At 33.2% G+C, this 20182-nt stretch carries 19 protein-coding genes; 8 read left to right on the forward strand and 11 right to left on the reverse strand.

Annotation, left to right across the window (positions count from 1 at the left end; genetic code table 11):
- Positions 1–62 precede the first annotated feature (62 nt).
- From SLW70_RS11925 to ettA, 3 genes are all read left to right on the forward strand, one after another.
- A complete protein-coding gene (locus SLW70_RS11925; RefSeq protein WP_320888635.1) occupies positions 63–1541 on the forward strand; it encodes an alkaline phosphatase PhoX in 1479 nt (492 codons plus the stop codon).
- A 73-nt stretch (positions 1542–1614) separates the two neighbouring features.
- Entirely contained in the window at positions 1615–3432 is a 1818-nt protein-coding gene (locus SLW70_RS11930) for a cytochrome-c peroxidase (RefSeq protein WP_320888637.1), read from the forward strand.
- A gap of 106 nt (positions 3433–3538) precedes the next feature.
- Entirely contained in the window at positions 3539–5233 is a 1695-nt protein-coding gene (gene ettA, locus SLW70_RS11935) for an energy-dependent translational throttle protein EttA (RefSeq protein WP_320888639.1), read from the forward strand.
- A gap of 52 nt (positions 5234–5285) precedes the next feature.
- On the opposite strand, the gene SLW70_RS11940 is transcribed toward ettA, so the two are convergent.
- The 3 genes from SLW70_RS11940 to SLW70_RS11950 form a co-directional block, all read right to left on the reverse strand.
- The gene (locus tag SLW70_RS11940; RefSeq protein ID WP_320888641.1) at positions 5286–5414 is read right to left on the reverse strand and encodes a hypothetical protein; all 129 of its coding nucleotides are present in this window, start codon (positions 5412–5414) and stop codon (positions 5286–5288) included.
- Positions 5415–5508: 94 nt separating this feature from the next.
- Complete coding sequence (locus SLW70_RS11945; RefSeq protein ID WP_320888643.1) at positions 5509–6363, reverse strand: hypothetical protein; 855 nt, start codon at positions 6361–6363, stop codon at positions 5509–5511.
- 2 nt (positions 6364–6365) lie between these two features.
- Complete coding sequence (locus SLW70_RS11950; RefSeq protein ID WP_320888644.1) at positions 6366–7076, reverse strand: hypothetical protein; 711 nt, start codon at positions 7074–7076, stop codon at positions 6366–6368.
- 102 nt (positions 7077–7178) lie between these two features.
- Here SLW70_RS11950 and SLW70_RS11955 point away from each other — a divergent pair, with 102 nt between their 5' ends.
- On the forward strand, positions 7179–7334 hold the full coding sequence (locus tag SLW70_RS11955; protein ID WP_320888645.1) for a hypothetical protein: 156 nt from the start codon (positions 7179–7181) through the stop codon (positions 7332–7334).
- A 61-nt stretch (positions 7335–7395) separates the two neighbouring features.
- On the opposite strand, the gene pheT is transcribed toward SLW70_RS11955, so the two are convergent.
- From pheT to SLW70_RS11985, 6 genes are all read right to left on the reverse strand, one after another.
- Positions 7396–9816 carry a phenylalanine--tRNA ligase subunit beta gene (gene pheT, locus SLW70_RS11960; protein ID WP_320888646.1) on the reverse strand — a complete coding sequence of 807 codons (2421 nt, stop codon included), beginning with the start codon at positions 9814–9816 and terminating at the stop codon, positions 7396–7398.
- Positions 9817–9991: 175 nt separating this feature from the next.
- Entirely contained in the window at positions 9992–10720 is a 729-nt protein-coding gene (locus SLW70_RS11965) for an esterase family protein (RefSeq protein ID WP_320888647.1), read from the reverse strand.
- A 36-nt stretch (positions 10721–10756) separates the two neighbouring features.
- Positions 10757–11371 (reverse strand): GDSL-type esterase/lipase family protein, encoded by a 615-nt coding sequence (locus SLW70_RS11970; RefSeq protein ID WP_320888649.1) that lies wholly within the window; start codon positions 11369–11371, stop codon positions 10757–10759.
- 162 nt (positions 11372–11533) lie between these two features.
- Positions 11534–11917, reverse strand: a complete 384-nt coding sequence (locus SLW70_RS11975) for a YchJ family protein (protein ID WP_320888651.1) — start codon at positions 11915–11917, stop codon at positions 11534–11536.
- A gap of 25 nt (positions 11918–11942) precedes the next feature.
- Positions 11943–12164 (reverse strand): hypothetical protein, encoded by a 222-nt coding sequence (locus SLW70_RS11980; protein ID WP_320888652.1) that lies wholly within the window; start codon positions 12162–12164, stop codon positions 11943–11945.
- Positions 12165–12176: 12 nt separating this feature from the next.
- The gene (locus SLW70_RS11985) at positions 12177–12329 is read right to left on the reverse strand and encodes a hypothetical protein (protein ID WP_320888653.1); all 153 of its coding nucleotides are present in this window, start codon (positions 12327–12329) and stop codon (positions 12177–12179) included.
- Positions 12330–12809: 480 nt separating this feature from the next.
- Here SLW70_RS11985 and SLW70_RS11990 point away from each other — a divergent pair, with 480 nt between their 5' ends.
- Both SLW70_RS11990 and SLW70_RS11995 read left to right on the forward strand, forming a co-directional pair.
- Positions 12810–15017 carry a PAS domain S-box protein gene (locus SLW70_RS11990; protein ID WP_320888654.1) on the forward strand — a complete coding sequence of 736 codons (2208 nt, stop codon included), beginning with the start codon at positions 12810–12812 and terminating at the stop codon, positions 15015–15017.
- Positions 15014–15400, forward strand: coding sequence for a response regulator (locus SLW70_RS11995; protein WP_320888655.1), 387 nt, complete (start codon positions 15014–15016; stop codon positions 15398–15400). The genes SLW70_RS11990 and SLW70_RS11995 overlap by 4 nt, the downstream gene beginning before the upstream one ends.
- 81 nt (positions 15401–15481) lie before the next feature.
- Here the strand turns inward: SLW70_RS11995 and SLW70_RS12000 are convergent, their stop codons facing one another.
- Positions 15482–16228, reverse strand: coding sequence for a DUF4339 domain-containing protein (locus SLW70_RS12000; RefSeq protein ID WP_320888656.1), 747 nt, complete (start codon positions 16226–16228; stop codon positions 15482–15484).
- A 327-nt stretch (positions 16229–16555) separates the two neighbouring features.
- Between SLW70_RS12000 and SLW70_RS12005 the strand changes: the two genes are divergently transcribed.
- Together SLW70_RS12005 and SLW70_RS12010 are read left to right on the forward strand one after the other, a co-directional pair.
- On the forward strand, positions 16556–17674 hold the full coding sequence (locus SLW70_RS12005; RefSeq protein WP_320888657.1) for a vWA domain-containing protein: 1119 nt from the start codon (positions 16556–16558) through the stop codon (positions 17672–17674).
- A 168-nt stretch (positions 17675–17842) separates the two neighbouring features.
- Positions 17843–19306: a magnesium chelatase gene (locus tag SLW70_RS12010; protein WP_320888658.1), complete on the forward strand. Its 1464-nt coding sequence runs from the start codon at positions 17843–17845 to the stop codon at positions 19304–19306.
- 287 nt (positions 19307–19593) lie between these two features.
- Here SLW70_RS12010 and SLW70_RS12015 read toward each other — a convergent pair whose 3' ends face one another.
- Entirely contained in the window at positions 19594–20157 is a 564-nt protein-coding gene (locus SLW70_RS12015; RefSeq protein ID WP_320888659.1) for a 2'-5' RNA ligase family protein, read from the reverse strand.
- Between the last annotated feature and the right edge of the window lie 25 nt (positions 20158–20182).

A 20182-nucleotide genomic window follows, 5' to 3' on the forward strand; every position in this document is an offset into this window, starting at 1 on the left:
TAGGTAACCTCTACACGACTTTTTGAATATAGTTTTGTCAAAAAATATTAAAACGATAAAACATGAAACTTAATTATTTAAAAAGAGTAGGAGCGTTATCCGTATTAGGGTTAGCCGCATTTAGTTGTCAAAATGATGATGACAATTCAACAGCTGTAAATTCTGAAATTGACTTTAACTACACTTCTTCTGTACCAGCATTAGTGGTTGCTAAAGAAGGTTTTGAGAATTTAAAAATCACATCTTTGATAAGCAGTTCAGATGTATTACCAGGTTCTCCGAGTTTTATTTATGGAGCGCAACCTGATGGGGCAGGATTCATGAAAGACGCTAATGGCGATGGTTACATGATGATTACCAATCATGAAATATTGAAATCAGTTTCGAGAGTTTATTTTGATAAGACTTTGAAGCCTATAAAAGGAGAGTATATTGTTGATGGAATTGGAGGAATGACAAGGTTGTGCTCTGCAACTTTAGCAACACCTACAATTCACGGATTTGGACCAATGTTTTTGACTGCTGGAGAAAGTGGTGAAGAAAGTATGGTTCACGGAATTGATCCTTTTAGCTTAACTGCTGATAAAAGTAGAACGGACAGAGTATTGCCGGCTTTAGGAAAAGCTAGTATGGAAAATGCGGTTCCGCTACCTAAAGGTGCATATGCAGGTAAAACAGTTATTCTTATTGGTGAAGATCAATCGTATTCAACTTCACACATTAGTGCAGGTCAGGTTATTATGTATGTAAGTAATACTGTTGGTGATCTTACTAACGGTAAACTATATGCTTTAAAAAGAAATGACGGTGTACAAGTTGAAACGACTATGAATGTTGGAACTTCATTTGATGTTTCTTTTGTGGAAATACCAAATGCTAAAAACTTAACTGGTGCTGAAATCAATACGACTGTAAACAATTTAGGTGCTATCCGTTTCTCAAGAGTAGAAGATGTTGATTACAGAAAAGGTTCTGCAAAAAATAATCGCGAAATTTACTTTACGGCAACAGGTCAATCTTCAAACAACAATCCAGTAACAGGATATACTATGTGGGGAAGAGTTTATAAATTAGTTTTAAATGACACAAACCCACTATTAGGTAAATTAGAATTAGTAGTTGAGGGAGATTCAACTCCAGGGACTGGAATCATTAATCCAGACAACATTTGTGTAACCGAAAACTATGTGTATATCCAGGAAGATGGAGACTCTTATTATGCTGATGCTAAGCACGATTCTTATATCTGGCAGTACAATATTGCAACCAAAGTAAACAAACCATGGATGACAATGAATCACAAACGTGATGATGCTATTTGGAATGCTGCATACAATCAAGCAGGTGTGACAAAATTTGGAAGTTGGGAATATGGTGCTATGGAAGATATTTCAGATGTAATTGGAGTTCCAAATACGTTTATCTTAAATATTCACCCTCACACATGGCAAAAAGATGCTTTCAAAAATGCTGATGGAAGTGGTGTAAACACGAATAAAGAAGGTGGACAAACCGTAATAATAAGAAATGTTCAAAAGTAATTTTTGAAATTAATTTAATGAAGAACAGCCCTATTTATAGGGTTGTTTTTTTGTTTTTATTATCCTAAATATTATGAGATTGTTTAAAAATATGTATTTCCAAAAAGTAGTTTTTGTTCTGAAACTATCACTTTTAATGGTGTTTTTGGGTTGTGAGAAGGAATATAAGGAACTAACGATTCAAGAGGAATTAGTTTTGAATATTGATAAAATAAATGAAAAATGTGTTGATTTTCAAACACTAGTTGATAAAACTGATGATGACGTTAAAATCCAACAAGCTTTTGATTCTACAAGAATAGGCTATAAAAAAATAGAATGGGCAGTGGAATATTTTACGCCAAATTCAGCTCGATTTATCAATGGCCCTGCGTTAGACGAATTGGAAGTAGCCGAAAATACCTTTATTTCTCCAAATGGTTTTCAAGTCATGGAGGAGTTAATTTACCCCAACTATAGTTCTGAAAATAAAGAAACACTAATCAGAGAAATTAAAGTGTTAATTGGAAATTTAAAGCAAGTACAACAGCATTTAGCAGCTATTACGATTTCAAATTCACATGTTTTAGATGCTTCAAAAATGGAATTAATTCGGATTATGAGTTTAGGAATAACCGGTTTTGATTCGCCAATCGCTTTGAGGTCGATACCAGAAGCTAAAAGTAGTTTGGAATCGTTAAAGAGCTTAATTTTAAAGATGAATTTCAATACACCAGCATCAGATCAATGTGAAAATAAAATAGTAGATTTAATTGATAAAGCTGCAAAATATTGTGATGCTAATACTGATTTTAACACTTTTGATAGAGCTTATTTTATTAAAAACTTTATTAATCCTATTAGTGTAAAGTTGGTTTCTTTTCAGAAAATAAATAAGATTGAGTCAACGACTAAAAACAGTGTTGTAAATCCAAGTGCAAGTACTATTTTTGATAAAAAAGCCTTTAATGTCAATGCTTTTATCCCATCCGAAGAATATCGATTTAGCGAAGAGAAGGCCGTTTTAGGAGAGAAATTATTTTATGAAAACTCTTTTTCGAATGATCAAAAAAGAAATTGTGCTTCTTGTCATATTCCCTCAAAAGGATTTACTGACGGTTTGAAAACAAACCAATCGCTTAAAGGTGGCTTTCTAAGTCGAAATACCCCTATGTTAACCTATGCATCTTTGCAAAATGCACAGTTTTGGGATTTACGCCAGTTGGATTTAGAAAAACAAAGTTTGGATGTGATTCAAAACAAAGAAGAAATGCATGGAAATGTAGCCAATGCGATTCAGGTGTTAAACAAAGACCAAGAATATATAAGACTTTTTAAAAAAGCATTTCCTAAATCTAAAAAAATTGAGGAGTGGCAAGTTCAAAATGCTCTAGCAAGTTACATCCGCTCTTTGAATGCTTTCGATAGTAAATTTGATGAATACATGCGTGGAGATTCAGATGATTTTTCAGAAGAAGAGAAGTTAGGTTTCAATGTTTTTGCTGGAAAAGCCAAATGTGCGACTTGTCATTTTATTCCTTTATTTAATGGCACTGTGCCGCCAACTTATCAAAAAACAGAGCATGAAGTCATTGGTACTCCAGATGACAAAAAAGGAACTAAAATCAGTCCCGACATGGGAAGGTATCTGCAATATCAAATGCCACAATTAAAGCATACTTTTAAAACACCTTCATTACGTAATGTCGCTATTACTGCGCCCTATATGCATAACGGTCTGTACACAACACTTGAAGAGGTGATAGAATTTTACAATAATGGAGGTGGAGTTGGCCTTGGTTTAATCATTGAAAATCAAACCTTAGCATCGGATAAATTAGAATTGACAGATAAAGAGATTAAAGCACTAGTGGCATTTATGAAAACATTGACAGACAAAACATATCAATGATAAATGCTATAAATGATAATCCTAATGATTGTCTTCTCAACTTGTTATTATTTATCTTTAATAATGTTATATTTGTACACTTTTAAAAATTAAAATCATATATAATATGTCAGACGATAAAAAGGTAATTTTCTCAATGTCAAAATTGAGTAAAACCTATCAAGGAGCAGACAAAGCAGTACTTAAGAATATTTATTTAAGTTTCTTTTATGGTGCTAAAATTGGTATTTTAGGTCTTAATGGATCTGGAAAATCATCACTTTTAAAAATTATTGCTGGGGTTGATAAAAACTATCAAGGTGATGTTGTTTTTGCTCCAGGTTACACTGTAGGGTATTTAGAGCAAGAACCTATTCTTGATGACTCTAAAACAGTAATCGAAATTGTACGCGAAGGTGTTGCTGAAACGATGGAAGTTCTTGAAGAGTATAACAAAATAAATGATTTGTTTGGTCTTGAAGAAAATTATTCTGATCCAGACAAAATGGATAAGTTAATGGATCGTCAAGCTGCACTTCAAGATAAAATTGATGCTTTAGGAGCTTGGGAAATTGATACAAAATTGGAGATTGCAATGGATGCGTTACGTACTCCAGATGGTGATACTCCTATTAAGAACCTTTCAGGTGGTGAGCGTCGTCGTGTGGCTTTATGTCGTTTGTTATTAAAACAACCAGATGTATTATTACTAGATGAGCCTACCAACCACTTGGATGCCGAATCTGTTTTATGGTTAGAGCAACATTTAGCACAATATGCAGGAACTGTAATAGCTGTAACACACGATAGATATTTCCTTGACAATGTAGCAGGATGGATTTTAGAACTAGATAGAGGAGAAGGTATTCCATGGAAAGGAAATTACTCTTCATGGTTAGATCAAAAATCAAATCGTTTAGCACAAGAGGAAAAAGTAGCTTCAAAACGTCGTAAAAACTTAGAGCGTGAGTTGGACTGGGTTCGTCAAGGAGCCAAAGGTCGTCAAACAAAGCAAAAAGCACGTTTACAGAACTATGATAAATTATTAAATGAAGACCAAAAAGAATTAGACGAAAAATTAGAAATCTACATTCCTAATGGACCACGTTTAGGTACGAATGTAATTGAAGCTAAAAGTGTTGCTAAAGCTTTTGGAGACAAATTATTATATGATAATTTGAACTTCACTTTGCCACAAGCTGGAATAGTTGGAATTATTGGGCCAAACGGTGCTGGTAAATCGACTATTTTCAGAATGATTATGGGAGAGCAAGAAACTGATAGCGGAGAATTCTCAGTAGGGGAGACAGTAAAAATCGCTTATGTTGATCAAGCACACTCTAATATCGATCCTAATAAGTCTATTTGGGAAAACTTCTGTGATGGTCAAGAATTGATTATGATGGGCGGACGTCAAGTAAACTCTAGAGCTTACTTAAGTCGTTTTAACTTTGGTGGAAGCGATCAAAACAAAAAAGTGGCAACACTTTCTGGTGGGGAACGTAACCGTCTACATCTTGCGATGACATTGAAAGAAGAAGGAAACGTATTGTTACTAGATGAGCCTACGAATGACTTGGATGTTAATACATTGCGTGCTTTAGAGGAAGGTTTAGAGCAGTTTGCAGGTTGTGCTGTAGTTATTTCGCACGACAGATGGTTCTTAGATAGAATTTGTACGCACATTCTAGCTTTTGAAGGAGACTCAGAAGTATACTTCTTTGAAGGTGGTTTCTCAGAATACGAAGAGAACAAGAAAAAACGTTTAGGTGGGGATTTAACGCCAAAACGTTTGAAATACAAAAAATTAATCAGAGGATAATATCCCTATTAAACATATATAAAAAAGGATATCCAAGTCGGATATCCTTTTTTTATTGCTTCTTTTTGTCATTATTCATTAGTAAAAAAATAGTAGCTACCAAGGCTATAATCACAAATCCGAATACAAATACAATGATTATTGAACCGTTATCCCAAGTAAATAAAGTGCTTTCTTTCATGTCTTATAAAGTTTAGAATATAAAATTAGTAATCCCTAACGATATAAAATATGATAAAAATCAGTTGGTTTAATTGATGATATTCGAGTTCTGTTTATTGAAAATCCAAAAATAATCCACCAGTATAAGTTGGAGCTGCATAAGTTATTTTTCCTGAAAGTATTGCTGTATAATTGACCATAACCCCAAAACTTTTAGAGATATAATAGGCTAATTCACCACCTAGATTAGTAAATTCAACATTATTTGCAAAAATCCCTTGTCCTGTACTATTATTATCTCCATTGTTAAATGAGCGAACATTGCTAAATTTTGCTGCAACAAATAATTTGTCTTGAATTTTAGTCCCTATTTCACCTCCAAAATGAAATTCATCCGAAAAGCCATTTGTTCTGTTATTAAAACCAGAATATACTTTTGCATAACTGTTTTGATTACCAATTTTAAAAGGAATACCAAGGTCTAACTGAATTAATTGATTAAATTCACCATCACCAGTTTGTAAACTTCCATCGGTACCACCATTCTTTTTCCCTGTAGGCAATCCTAACTTTAAAGTGGCTGATAAAGCGAGTTGGTCATTTTTGAAAATACCATAACGTACCCCTAAGTCTATATCTCCAATAGAGTTTACGCTTTCACCTTCTTGAATTACAGCTCCAGTTGTACCTGATATTTGTTTGTTTTGGTACACTCTAGATAACAAAGGAAGGTAGGCTACTAAATCAAATTTATCGGTTAGTCCATATTCACCATAAGCACTGATGATAAAATTTCCTCTTGTGATGTTAGGATCTTTTTCTTTGGCACTAGTATAATGCTCGTCTGCGACTAATGAACTTGCTGCCAACTTGTAATATCCATTTCCTTCACCTTTGTTCCATTGCCCAAATATAATTTGAGAAAATAGTACGAGCGAAAGTGATAATTTTGCTAATTTACTGCTCATAATTATTTGTTTTTAATTTGTGCTTCACCAACTTTAATGCTAAAAGGGTCGCACCAATGGGTCAAGTATCCAAAATCATTAATTCCAACTCCCATAACATCCATAGTAAATGCTCCTTTATAAATTACCCCATCAGCATCACCTTGCGCATCAATTTTTATCGCTCCTGTTCGGCTATTAGGGTTGTTTGTCAAATACATTGCAAACCCAGGTAAATTTTGGTCAGCTACATAATTACTCGCAAATTGGATACGTATTCCTCCAGTAATCGCAGTAATTTCGAAATCACCTGCTGAGGCATAGGAACTTGTTTTTACTAATGTTCCTATTTTGATAACGTTATTGGGGTCAGGTGGTGTTCCGGACTCTATTACGGTAATTGTTGCTGTATTTTCAATTTGTTTACCATTATAAACTGCAGAAACAACAATGGTGGTAGTCCCTTTGCTTTTTGCTATAATTTTTTGAGTTGAATTCTCAATTTCAACAATTGAAGGATTGTTTGATTTCAAATCAAAAACAACCGTTTGTTTCATCCCGAGGTTATCAAAGAAAAAAGCATCTAATACGATAGTTTCGCCAACTGTAAAATTCGAAAAAGAATTATTTATTCGAATACTTTCTTCAATTTGGTCGTCAACAATATCTTCTTTTATGCAGGAATTGAGTCCAAACAGGATGCTAAACACCAAAACAATTTGTAATACTTTCATTTTACTGTAATTTAATGATATATACGTATTTAGTCGATACAAAGTTTTATTCCTGACAAAGTTTATTGTTTTTTTTTTTTTTTTAATTTAATTTGTAATAATGTGCCTAATCCAGCTTTCCGCTATAGCCCTTCTTCAAAATGCAATTTTTACTTAGTCACAGTAGGAGCTTCCGTTGGTCGCTCTACTGCTCCTGTAAAAATAAGCATTTTTCAGTCGGGGCTATCGCTGCAATCTGGGGCAGATGTAAATTCATAATAAAAAAAGCCAATTCTATTTTTAGAATTGGCTCCTTAATTCAGTACATGACTGGATTTTTTTATCGTAAACTAGCTCCGAGTTCCGTTTCAAAATTGGTTTGTAATTTACTCATCAATTTATCAATTTGTGCATCAGTAAGCGTTTTAGTGCTGTCTTGAATGATAAAACTCAAAGCATATGATTTTTTACCTTCAGGAAGTTTGTCACCTTCATAAACATCAAAAAGATTAATGTTTTTTAACAAACTTTTTTCAGTTTTCTTGGCTACTGCATAGATTGAATCATAAGTGACTGCTTGATCGATTAATAGCGCTAAATCTCTTCTAACTTCAGGATATTTAGGAATATCAGTATATTTAATTTTAAGCGAAATAGCTTTCAAAATAGCATCCCAGTTAAAATCTGCATAAAAAACTTCTTGTTTGATTCCAAAATGTTTTAAGATTGACTTTTTCACTACTCCAAATTCAACCAAAGAATTATGACCTGATCCAATAGCAACACCTTCAGAGAAAATATCGTTTGAAACGGGTGAGTTTTGCGTTTTTTGAATTCCAAAACGAGCCAAAATTCCATCTACATATCCTTTGAGTAAAAAGAAATTGGATGGTACTTGTGGTGCAGTCCAGCTTTCGTTGTTTCGACTTCCAGTAAGGAATAACGTTAAATGTTTTTGTTCTTCAAATCCAGATAAGAATTTATGATATGATTTTCCAAATTCAAACAATTTTAAATCACTATTCTTACGATTGATGTTATATGAAATCGCTTCTAGTCCAGAGAATAATAATGATTGACGCATAGTCGCTAAATCATTACTCAACGGATTCAACATGGTTACGTTATGTTCTTCTTTAAGATTATCTGATAGTTTTACATAATCAGCAGTAGTAAGCGAGTTTGCCATCATTTCATGAAAACCTTGTGAATTCAATTGAGAGGCTACTATATTTTGAATTTTATAATCTTCATTACGTGGAGCATTAGCAACTGTAGCGTTTAATTTTCCTGAAAACCCAATATTGTTATATCCATATACGCGAAGAATCTCTTCAATAACATCAATTTCTCTTTGTACATCAACACGGTAAGCAGGAATAGTAATTCCTAATCCAGCTTCAGACACACTATTAACTTTGATGTCCAAAGAAACCAAAATTTGTTTAATAGTATCTTTTGGAATTTCCTGACCAATAATTTTAGCTACATTTTTAAAGTTGACAAAAACGCTAAAATCTTCAATTTTCTTTTGATACACATCACTCACATCTGAAGTGATTTCACCACCAGCTACTTCTTTAATCAAAATAGCAGCACGTTTTAGCGCATAAGCTGTAATAGTTGGATCGATTCCTCTCTCAAAACGGAAAGAAGCATCAGTGCTCAATTGGTGTCTTTTGGCAGTTTTACGAATACTTACAGGGTTAAAATAAGCACTTTCAATAAAAATATCTTTAGTATGCTCAGTAACTCCCGAATTTTTACCTCCCAAAACTCCTGCAATACACAAAGGTCCTTTGTCATCACAAATCATCAAATCTTCTTCATGAAGAACGCGTTCCACATCGTCAAGAGTTGTAAACTTAGTTCCAGCAGCTAGCGTTTTTACGTTGATTTTACCATTGATTTTTGATGCATCAAAGGCATGTAATGGCTGTCCTAAATCATGTAATACATAATTTGTTACATCTACAATGTTATTTTTTGGTGTAATACCAATAGCTTTTAAACGATCTTGTAACCAATTAGGAGATGGTTTTACCGTAACCCCTGAAATGGTCACCCCACAATAACGAGGTGCTAAACTAATATCTTCAATTTTAGTGTCAATTTTCAACGTACGCATATCAACTCTAAAATTACTGACAGAAGGCGTAATCAATTCAGTGTTGATTCCTTTTTGAATTAAACCAGCACGTAAATCACGAGCGGTTCCTAAGTGGCTCATTGCATCGGCACGATTTGGTGTCAAGCCAATTTCGAAAACCTCGTCATTTTCAATTTTAAAAACTTTAGCCGCAGAAGTTCCTGGAACTAGGGCTTCATCTAATATCATGATTCCGTCATGTCCATTCCCTAGACCTAATTCATCCTCAGCACATATCATTCCGTGGCTTTCTTGTCCACGAATTTTTCCTTTTTTTATAGTAAAAGAGTTTCCTTCTTTGTCGTATAATACCGTTCCAATAGTCGCTACTGGTACTTTTTGACCAGCACCTACATTCGAAGCACCACATACCACTTGAATTGGTGTTCCTTCACCTATATCAACAGTTGTGATTTTTAAGCGATCTGCATCAGGATGAGGGACGCAAGTTAATACGTGACCTACAACAATTCCTTCAAGTCCTCCTTTAATTGATTGGTATTTGTCAACTCCTTCAACTTCAAGTCCTAAATCAGTTAATAAAGCAGCAGCTTCTTCTGATTTCCAATCTATTTTAATGAATTGTTTTAGCCAATTGTATGATATCTTCATTTTAAGTTTTTTTTCAAGGTTGCAAATATAATCATTGTAAGCGGAGGTTCAAAGGGAATAAATTCACTTTTTTGATATAATCATTTGGTAGCTTAAAAATTCTAAAAACTGATTTTTAAAACCACTAAGAGACAGTTTTTACTAGTGATTATCAAGTGTTGAATGCGATGGAATATTACAAATATAAGTTAACCATTTTCCTCCAATAGCAAGCTTTATGGGCTTCCTCATCCCATTCGTATAAATTATAGGAAATACCTTTTTCATTAAAGATGCCCGCTAGTTCATGATTACTTTGCAAGAAGGGGTCTTCTTTTCCTATGCTAAGAATAATATCCATTTTATCTAATTGCTGTATCAATTGAGGGTCTTCAAGGTTTTTTAGAAATTGATTGGGCATATTGAAGTAGATGAAATCGTTATGGTAGCCACTTAATAAATCTTGAAAATAACCATTAGATTTTGTGAGGTCATAACGACCACTCATGCCTACCACTTTACAAAATAAGGAAGGATGACGCATGGCAACATTTACGGCATGATAAGCCCCTAAGCTGCAACCAGCCGAAATTATATTAGGATTTGGATTAATCAAATTAGCCAAGGCTAAGACTTCTTCAAGAACATATTTTTCATATTGTATATGTCTATAAATTCGATAGCCGGGGTGGCAAAAGTTATTGTAAAAAGATTCTAAATCTACACTATCAACACAAAAAATCTGTAAATCTCCATTATTGATTTTATGTTCAACCGCAGCAATGATTTTCCAGTTTTCATAATCGTAAAAGCGTCCCATTCGAGGTGGAAAAAATAATACTTTGGCACCTGCATGACCAAAAACAAGAAGTTCCATTTCTTTCTCAAGATTAGGACTATACCATTTGTGATATTCTCTTTTCATGACACCTTTTTTGAGAAGTAGTTTACTAACTTTTTATTAAACGTTTTGAAGTTTTATTGTAGATAATTCCAAGTGTTTTTTTATAACTTCTGTCCACAATTCGTATCCTGCTGGAGTAAGATGTAGCCCATCTTCTATATAGTAGTTAGGATTAGGAGTACCTTCATTAGTTAACATCAAATCATAAATGTCTAAAAAATATAAATTGTAATTTTTGGCCATTAATTTTTGAATATTACTATTGGTAAAACGAATACTTCCTGCTAAATGCCAGCGATTTATACTAGGTTTTATTGAGATATAAGTACAAGGTATATTGCCATATTTGGCTCTAATTTTATGCAATAAATTTTCTAAAAACAGAATTACTTCTTCTGGGTGTCTACCTTCTCCTAGGTCATTTTCTCCTGCATAGATAATAATTGCTTCTATATTGTCTATGTTTTCAAATAATCGGTCAAAGAACCAAGTACAAGAAGCTAATGTTGAACCTCCAAAACCTAAGTTGGCAGGATGATACTCTTTAAAAATGGTTGTTAATTCAGACCACAAAGTAAAAGTTGAACTTCCGTAAAAAATTAGCTTAGGATTTTTTTCAAATCCTGCAATTTCCTTTTCTAGTCGTTGTAAATCTTCGTGATACCAATACATTTTTCTTCGTTGTCTTTAATTAATTCCTAAATATAATGGAATAAAAATTAATTAAAGACAAGAATTAGAAAATATTGAAACAACTAGGATTGTAAATTAGAGTCTTTTATTGTTTTAGTCTTGTTGTAATTGTCTGATGTAGTAGGGATTTAGATTTGTTATTTAATCTAAAAAATGACCATCAACATAATACCAATTATCATTTTCTTTTTTGAAAGTAGAAAATTCATGATGAATCTGGTATTGCCCTAAATTATCTTTATAATGAGCCTTAAACTCAACTGTTGTTTCACTTGCTTTCAAAACCTCTAGTTGTAACCACTGATTTGTTGTTGCCCATTCGAGTATTGCTTCTTTATGATGGTTTTTTCGTGTAGAATAATGCGTGGTTTCAATTAAATAGTCAACATTATGAGTTGCAAATGCTGAATAACGTGAGCGCATTAAGGTTTCGGCAGAAAAAGCTTTTTTGTTCCCTAAAAGAAAAGCTTCACAGCAATTTTTGAATGTTTTTCCTGAACAGCAATAACAGTTTGTATTTAGCATTAGTTGAAACAATTTTAATTTATTCTTAAGTAATTGGGTTAACTTTTAATAACAATTGATTTAATAACACTTGGTATTTACTAATTTGAATTAGATCTTCATCTTCTTCTGCAAAGTCAAGCATTTCGTCTAATTGTTCACTGATATTAATTAATTTATTTCCCGCTGCAATAGTGTCTTTTGTAGCTATCAAGTCAATAACTTCTTGAATGTTATTTTTTAATATTTCGAATTTATTGTCGGCCATTGTTATGTGAATTTATTTGTTGTCTTTAGATTTATCTTCGTTAAATTTTTTAGTAATTTCCTTTAGTTTTTCTTTACGGATCATGGCGGCTTGCTTGATTTTATCTTGTGCTTTGTGCAATTTGTCATTATGTTTTTTAATATTCTTATCGTTGTTTCTGCCCATGATTATTTGATTTCTAAGAATACAAATTTTGATTCCCTTAATTATTACGGCAAATTTCGTCATTATGATTCAGATTCTTCTATGTTTTTTGAAATTTATGTGCTCCTTAGGAAGATGCTTATAAGTACTAAAAGGAAATTTGAGCTATTATTTTGATAAAAATGAGTTTTTTTAGTAAAAAAGTGAAGTTTATTGAATTTTTAACAGTGTTTTTTATGCTTTGTAGGTTAATTATTTAGGTTTCTAACAATACAATACCTAAAATGTGCTATATTTGCTTTACTTAAAAATAAATAAAAAGATAGGATTTTTTCAAATTCTTAAACCAAGATGATTTTAAAAAAGATTTCAAAAATTTCGAAGAAGCTTTTAAATAAGCCCAAAACAGCTGGTTTTTTAATCTTTATTACTCTTAGTTTAATTGTATCCTATATTGTACTTCAACAATATCAGATTATAAAAGAAAATAATCGGAAAGAAATGAGCAATTTCCTTAGGGTTGTTCATCAGGACATGGAAATTTTTTTTAAAAATTGTTACACAACTACTTTAACACTTGCGTTAACTATAAATGATGATGGAATTCCAAAGAATTTTGAAGCTGTTGGAAAAAAACTAGTAGAGTCAAATAAAAGCATTGATGCCGTTGAGCTAGTTCCTAATGGGATAATTAAATATATTTATCCATTAGAAGGGAATGAAGCAGCTCTTGGATTGAATATAGTAACATCAGAAAGACATCGAAAAGAAACTTTAAAATCAATTGCAAGTCAAAAGATGTATTTTGCCGGGCCAATTGATTTAATGCAAGGAGGTAAGGGGATTGTAGGCCGATTGCCTGTATATAAAAACAATAGCTTTTGGGGCTTTTCGGCAGTAGTTATTCGATTTGAAAACTTTGTGAATTTTTTTAATTTTTATTCAAAAAAGAATTCGAAGTATGTTTTTCAGTTATCCAAAATTAATCTTGATACATCAGAAGAAGTTTTTTTCTTAGATGGAAATACTGATTTCTCGGACTTAAATTATATAACAAGTTCGATTCCAGATGGTGATTGGAAAATTTATTTAATAGATACTAGTTCTTGGTATGAAATCTATTCACTATTAATTAGTCTTTCATTATTTGGAGGTTTATTGGCTGTGCTATTTGGATTTATGACTACTTCCATTTTAAGAAAGCCTGCTAAATTAGAGCTTTTAGTAGTTGATCAAGCTAAGAAATTGGTTGATAGTGAGTTAAAATTTAAAGCATTTTTTGACCAGGCTGGTGTAGGAATGGCTAATGTTGAAAAAGATACAGGTAAATTTATCGAGATTAACGCCAAGTTATGTGATCTTATAGGTTATAGTGCAGCCGAAATAAAAAATAAAAGCTTCATGGAAATTACCTATCCTGAAGATTTAGAAAAAGATTTGAATAAATTAGAGGAGTTAAAAAAAGGACTTATCAATAAATATTCAATTGAAAAGAGATATATTAAAAAAAATGGTAAACTAATATGGGTTAAACTGACTGTCTCTTCTTTGCATAAATTTAATGGCGAAATTACTAGTTATATTTCTATAATTGAAAATATTTCAAAACGTAAGTTAGCTGAAAGTAAATCAAAAGAATACCAACAAAAAATTGAATCATTAATCAATACTATTGATGGTATTGTGTGGGAATGTAGTGCCGAATCATTGGAATTTACTTTCGTTAGTGAAAAAGTAAAAGATATTTTAGGATATACCTCGGAAGAATGGTTATCAACGCCTTATTTTTGGGAGAATCATATTCATCAAGATGATAAAAATAATGTTCTGAACTTTTGTTCTCAAAAGACAAATGAAAATGCGGATCATGAATTTGAGTATCGAATGATTGCCAAAGATGGTTCCGTTGTTTGGTTAAGAGACATGGTGAATGTAATTTCTGTCAATGGGAAGGTCGAATTTCTTCGTGGAATTATGATTGATATCACTAAAACAAAAGATATTCAAAATGATTTAAATAACTCTTTTGATTTAGTAACAGAACAAAATAAAAGATTATTAAATTTTTCCTATATCGTTTCACACAATTTAAGGTCGCATACCAGTAATATATCCTCATTGACTGATTTAATTAATGTATCTGATTCGGAAGAAGAAGTTATAGAGTTAGTTCAGTTATTAAAAAATGTTTCTGATGCTTTGAATGAAACACTAGAGAATTTGAATGAGGTGGTTAATATTCAATCAAACTTAGGGCTAGTAGTTGAAAAAATAAAGTTAAAGGATTATATAGATAATACCATTGAGGTTCTTGCTGATAAAATAAAAGAGAAAGCTGTCAAAATTAATTTGAATATTGATGATGGCATCGAAATAGTATATAATCCTGCATATTTAGAAAGTATTCTTTACAATTTAATTTCCAATGCTATACGTTATAGTGACCCCAATAAACAAGCAGAGATTACCATTTCTATTGTGACTGAAGGAAATAAAAAAGTACTTCAGATAGCGGATAACGGTATCGGAATTGATTTAAAACGTTATGGTTCGAAGATATTTGGCATGTATAAAACCTTTAGTAATAATCCTGAATCAAAAGGTATAGGGTTGTTTATTACTAAAAACCAGATAGATGCTATGGGGGGTAAAATTACTATTGATAGTCAACCTGGCGTAGGGACTTGTTTTAATATATATATATCGTGAAAAAAAAATCTATTTGGTTAATTGATGATGACGCTATTTATAAAATAGTCATGAAAAAAATAATTTCTAATTTAGGATTACTTGATTCAACAACTACATTTTCTAACGGAGAAGAAGCTATAAAAGCATTAGTATTAGCATTGGAGAATCAAACGAATATTCCTGATGTTATTTTGTTAGATATTGAAATGCCTATTATGGATGGATGGGGGTTTATGGAGGAATTTCAAAAAATAGAATCAGATATAAAACGCAATATAATAATTTATATTTCAAGTTCGTCAATAGCTTTTGAAGATAAAAACAAGGCCAAAAACAATAAATTAATAACAGGATATATGTCTAAACCGATAAAAAAGGAAGATTTAGCTCTAATTATTTAAAGATGATTTGCTATTTCTTTGTTACTTAGAGGTTAGTTTATTGTAAAAGGGTTTAGACTTTTTTTCTAAACCCTTTTATCATTACCGTATTTTTTCTAATTCTAGCTTTAGTTGGTCGTTTTCATTGGTGATTTTTTCAATTTCTTTTTTCCAATAAGTAACTTCTTTTTGAGCTTGATCAATTTGTTCTGCTCGTTCTTCGGAAGACCTGAAAAATTGAAAATTAGAAGCATCGGCTAATTTCTTTTTTGCATTTTCAAAATTCGTATTTGCGGAGATTAGTAGTTCTTCGTTTGAAAACAATCTATTTTTAATCGTTTCTTTTTTATTATTTAAAAGCCGATCTGCCTCAATTTTTTCTTGAATGGCTAATTGGATTTTTTGTTCTTCAATTTCTTTTTGTTGCAAACGGTACTGTATATTGTCTTTTTCAGTTTGTTTGTTCTTTAGTTCCAATTCTGCTCTTCGATTTTCTTGATAGAAATTGAGAAACAAGCTAGCAATTATTAATACAGCTAGTAGGCTAATTGAGAAGAAAACACTTTTCTTTAAACCAAAAATTCGTTTGGCTTTTTGTTTCTTCTCAACTAATTGATTTTCTGTTTTTATATTTTGTACAGTTGAAGTGGCTACTGTATCGTTCCTTTTCAAAGGAGGAGGAATCACGGTAATTAAAAACTTTAGTTCTTCGACTTCGGCAGCTGTTTTCCAATCCGGCATTCCCTGGCACCATACGGGGGTGTTGGGTTTGATATTTTTAGATTTTAATTCTTCTAGGGTAAATGGACCACTACTTTCAATTCCGTTATGCAGGAAATAACTATTCATTGCTATTTTGATGGTTTGATTTTGTGTCAAAAATACAAAACAAATTGGTACGAGGGAACGTAAAATGGAGCCGATTGACGTTTTGGTTTGCAGTTTGGTCTTTTCTGTCAAGGATAGGAACGAAAAGCCCGCAAAGGGGGAAGGCGAATAAAATAAACTCCAAAAGAGCGACTGCAAGAAGCTCCTTTTTGGGGTTGTATTTTATAGCCTGATACCTGCGGACTTGTAGTGGATAGCCTGCCCGGACAGTCTAAAAACAGGATTTTAACTTAAAATTAATAAACGTTTGGGGGAGCTATACTTTAAAAAAGCCGTAATTTTAAAATTATGAAAAATGAAGTTAAAAAAGGGTTTTATTTTAAGCAATACACGGCGCCAGAACAGAGTCCGTTTGAGAAACTTTTTCAGATTTTCAAAGAGTTGATTACGCATACCTCTGGGGATTTTGACGAAGCCATCAGTTGGTTACGCGAATTAGACAAGGAATATCAACTCACGGACGAAAAGTACACCATTGATGATTTTATTGAAGATTTAAAGAAAAAAGGTTACATCAAGGAAGAGCTGCGAGATGATGGTAGTGGAGGTTTAGGTATTACTGCTAAAACGGAACGTGCGATTCGACAACAGGCATTGGAACAAATTTTTGGAAACCTAAAACGCTCGGGCTCTGGGAATCATAAAACCAAACATTCAGGTTTAGGTGATGAGCATACGGGGGAGTTTCGGGAGTTTTATTTTGGGGATAGTCTTGAGCGTATTTCGCTTACAGAGAGTTTGCGTAATGCACAAATCAATCATGGTATAGGAGATTTTAGGCTGACTGAAAATGATTTGGTTGTTGAAGATACCTTGCATAAATCTCAAATGAGTACTGTGCTAATGATTGACATTAGTCACAGCATGATATTGTATGGTGAGGACAGAATTACGCCTGCTAAAAAAGTGGCCATGGCTCTGGCAGAACTTATTACGACCCGCTATCCAAAAGATACTTTAGATATATTGGTTTTTGGGAATGACGCTTGGCCGATTGCGATTAAGGATTTGCCTTATTTGAAAGTAGGACCTTATCATACCAATACGGTTGCAGGATTGCAATTGGCGATGGATATGCTTCGCAGAAAACGCAATACCAACAAACAGATATTTATGATTACCGATGGCAAGCCTAGTTGTGTGAGAGAACGTGACGGGAGTTACTACATGAACAGCAACGGTCTTGATGAATATATTGTAGATAAATGCTATACTCAGGCGCAACAAGCTAGAAAATTGCATATTCCTATTACGACTTTCATGATTGCCAGCGACCCTTATTTACAGAAGTTTGTCAACAAATTTACAGAGGCCAATCAAGGGAAAGCATTTTATACAGGCTTAAAAGGGCTGGGCGAAATGATTTTTGAGGATTATGAAACAAATAGGAAGAAGCGGGTGAGGTAGTTGATTAGTCGTCAGTAGCTAGTGGTCAGTGGTCAGTTTTTTTAGTGGTCAGTAATAACATGGAGTTGAAATTTGATTAATGATTGATTTTTAATGGTTTATAGTTTGTGGTTTAGAGTGAAGGATTAAGAGTGAAAAACAAAATAATTAGATAGAAATAAAGATAAAATGAACATAGAAAACATAAAAACTTTAGGGGAGCTCAAGGCTTCGGGATACCAATCCAAATCGATTAAGGACGAATTGAGGGCCAACTTAATTGAGAGAAAAAAAGCGGGAAAACCTGTTTTTGAAGGTGTTCATGGATTTGAAAATACCGTGATTCCAGAGTTGGAACGCGCTATATTATCCCGACACAACATCAATTTATTGGGTTTGAGAGGGCAGGCGAAAACCAGATTGGCACGCAAGATGGTGGAGTTGCTCGATGAATACATTCCGTATGTGAGTGGTTCTGAGATTAACGACGACCCTTTTTGTCCGATATCGAGGTTTGCTCAGGATGTTATCAAGGAACAGGGTGATGAAACCCCTATTTCGTGGTTGCATCGCAAAGAGCGCTTTTCGGAAAAATTAGCAACCCCTGATGTCACCGTGGCCGACCTGATAGGAGATGTGGACCCGATTAAAGCGGCTAATTTGAAGTTGTCTTATGCTGATGATAGAGTAATTCATTTTGGGATGATTCCGAGGGCTAATCGCTGTATTTTTGTGATTAATGAATTGCCTGATTTACAAGCGCGCATTCAGGTGGCTTTGTTCAATATTTTACAAGAAGGGGATATTCAGATTCGAGGGTTTAAATTGCGTTTGCCTCTTGATATCCAATTTGTTTTTACAGCCAATCCTGAGGATTATACCAATAGAGGAAGCATTGTAACGCCGCTAAAAGACCGTATTGGTTCACAGATCTTAACACATTACCCTGAAACCGTTGCTATTGCCCGAACAATTACGGAGCAAGAGGCTAGATTGGATAAGGAGCAGGAGGAAAGGGTGTATGTTCCGTCGCTGGCTAAGGATTTGTTGGAGCAAATTAGTTTCGAAGCAAGAGTTAGTGAATATGTTGATTATAAAAGTGGGGTAAGTGCCCGAATGAGTATTACGGCTTATGAAAATTTATTGAGTACCGCCGAACGTAGGTGTTTACTGAATGGAGAAGACAAAACGGTGGTTCGTTTGTCTGATTTTATGGGGGTGATTCCTGCTATTACAGGAAAGATAGAATTGGTTTATGAAGGAGAGCAGGAGGGAGCGGCATTTGTAGCACAACATCTGTTGGGAGCTGCTATACGCAATTTGTTTCCAGACTATTTTCCAAAAATTGAAAAACTCGAAAAACCCAATGAGAAAAATACCTATACCGACTTGGTTGAATGGTTTTTTGCAGAAAATGGTTTTGAATTGCTAGACGAATGTACGGATGCGGAATATCAAACTATCCTCAATGGTATCGAACCGCTTGAAGTTTTGATTCAAAAGTTTCAAAATAAAGTACCGAAAGAAGAGCAACTTTTTATGAAAGAATTTGTATTGTGGGCGATGGTTGAAAATAGAAAACTAAGTAAAGACCGTATCGCTACGGGGTATCAGTTTAGGGATATTTACGGCAGTTATATAAACAAACTGTAAAAATTGATTGAAGTTTAAAAAGGATTTGGATTTTTTCTGAATCCTTTTTTTGTTTTTAAAAACAATGTTTTTTGATTAGTCGTACTTTGATTTTATTTATTTTTTTGGGCACGCAGATTTTGCAGATTTTCACAGATTTTATGCTTTAAAAGTAATAACAATATCTGTGTAAAATGGTGGTGACTGTCTGTTGGTTTATAGGATTGTTTTTTAATGCTTTGTTAAAATTATCTCATAAAAAAATTAAAAGGTAAAGCGTCTTGGTATTGTTCATTTTAAATGAAATTTTAAAAAAGACGCCCTTGTTCTAAAGTTGGTTTGGGGTTATCATTAAAATCAAAACGGTCAATTATTTCAAACTGTTTTTTTGTGGGGTTAAAAAGTCGTAATGCGATACTATCAGATACAAATTGTATAGCAATCGGATTAGAAAAAAGGCGGTAAGCAATGGTAATATGTTCCGATTTCAACTGGCGACCAATTGTCAAATGCGGTTCGCTGTTTTTGAATAGCGTTTTTACTTTGAAGGACTGATTGAACTGTTTGAGAATGTGTTTCAAGTTGGTTTTCGAGACTTCATCAGGTGCTAGAAAAAAAGCACCGTTGGGAAAAGTGTCAAAATGGTCTAAGGAAACCGTTTTAGGCTGAATGGCGTCGCAAATGTTGTAAAGTTGTTTTTTGATGCTTTCGATTTCATTTTCGGTAGCCATAAATTCGTTAATCGTAATGTGTGCAAGCGAATTTTTACTGTGAAACCAACCTATTTCTTTTGCCAGTGCTTCCTTCATGGATTTCACCAACGCAATAATTTCATCTGGAGGGCTAATTACAATTGAATAACGGTTTTGCATGTGCTTTTTTTAACTAAAGAATTAA

The organism is Flavobacterium sp. NG2 (genome assembly GCF_034119845.1).
In the GTDB taxonomy this organism is placed as follows: domain Bacteria; phylum Bacteroidota; class Bacteroidia; order Flavobacteriales; family Flavobacteriaceae; genus Flavobacterium.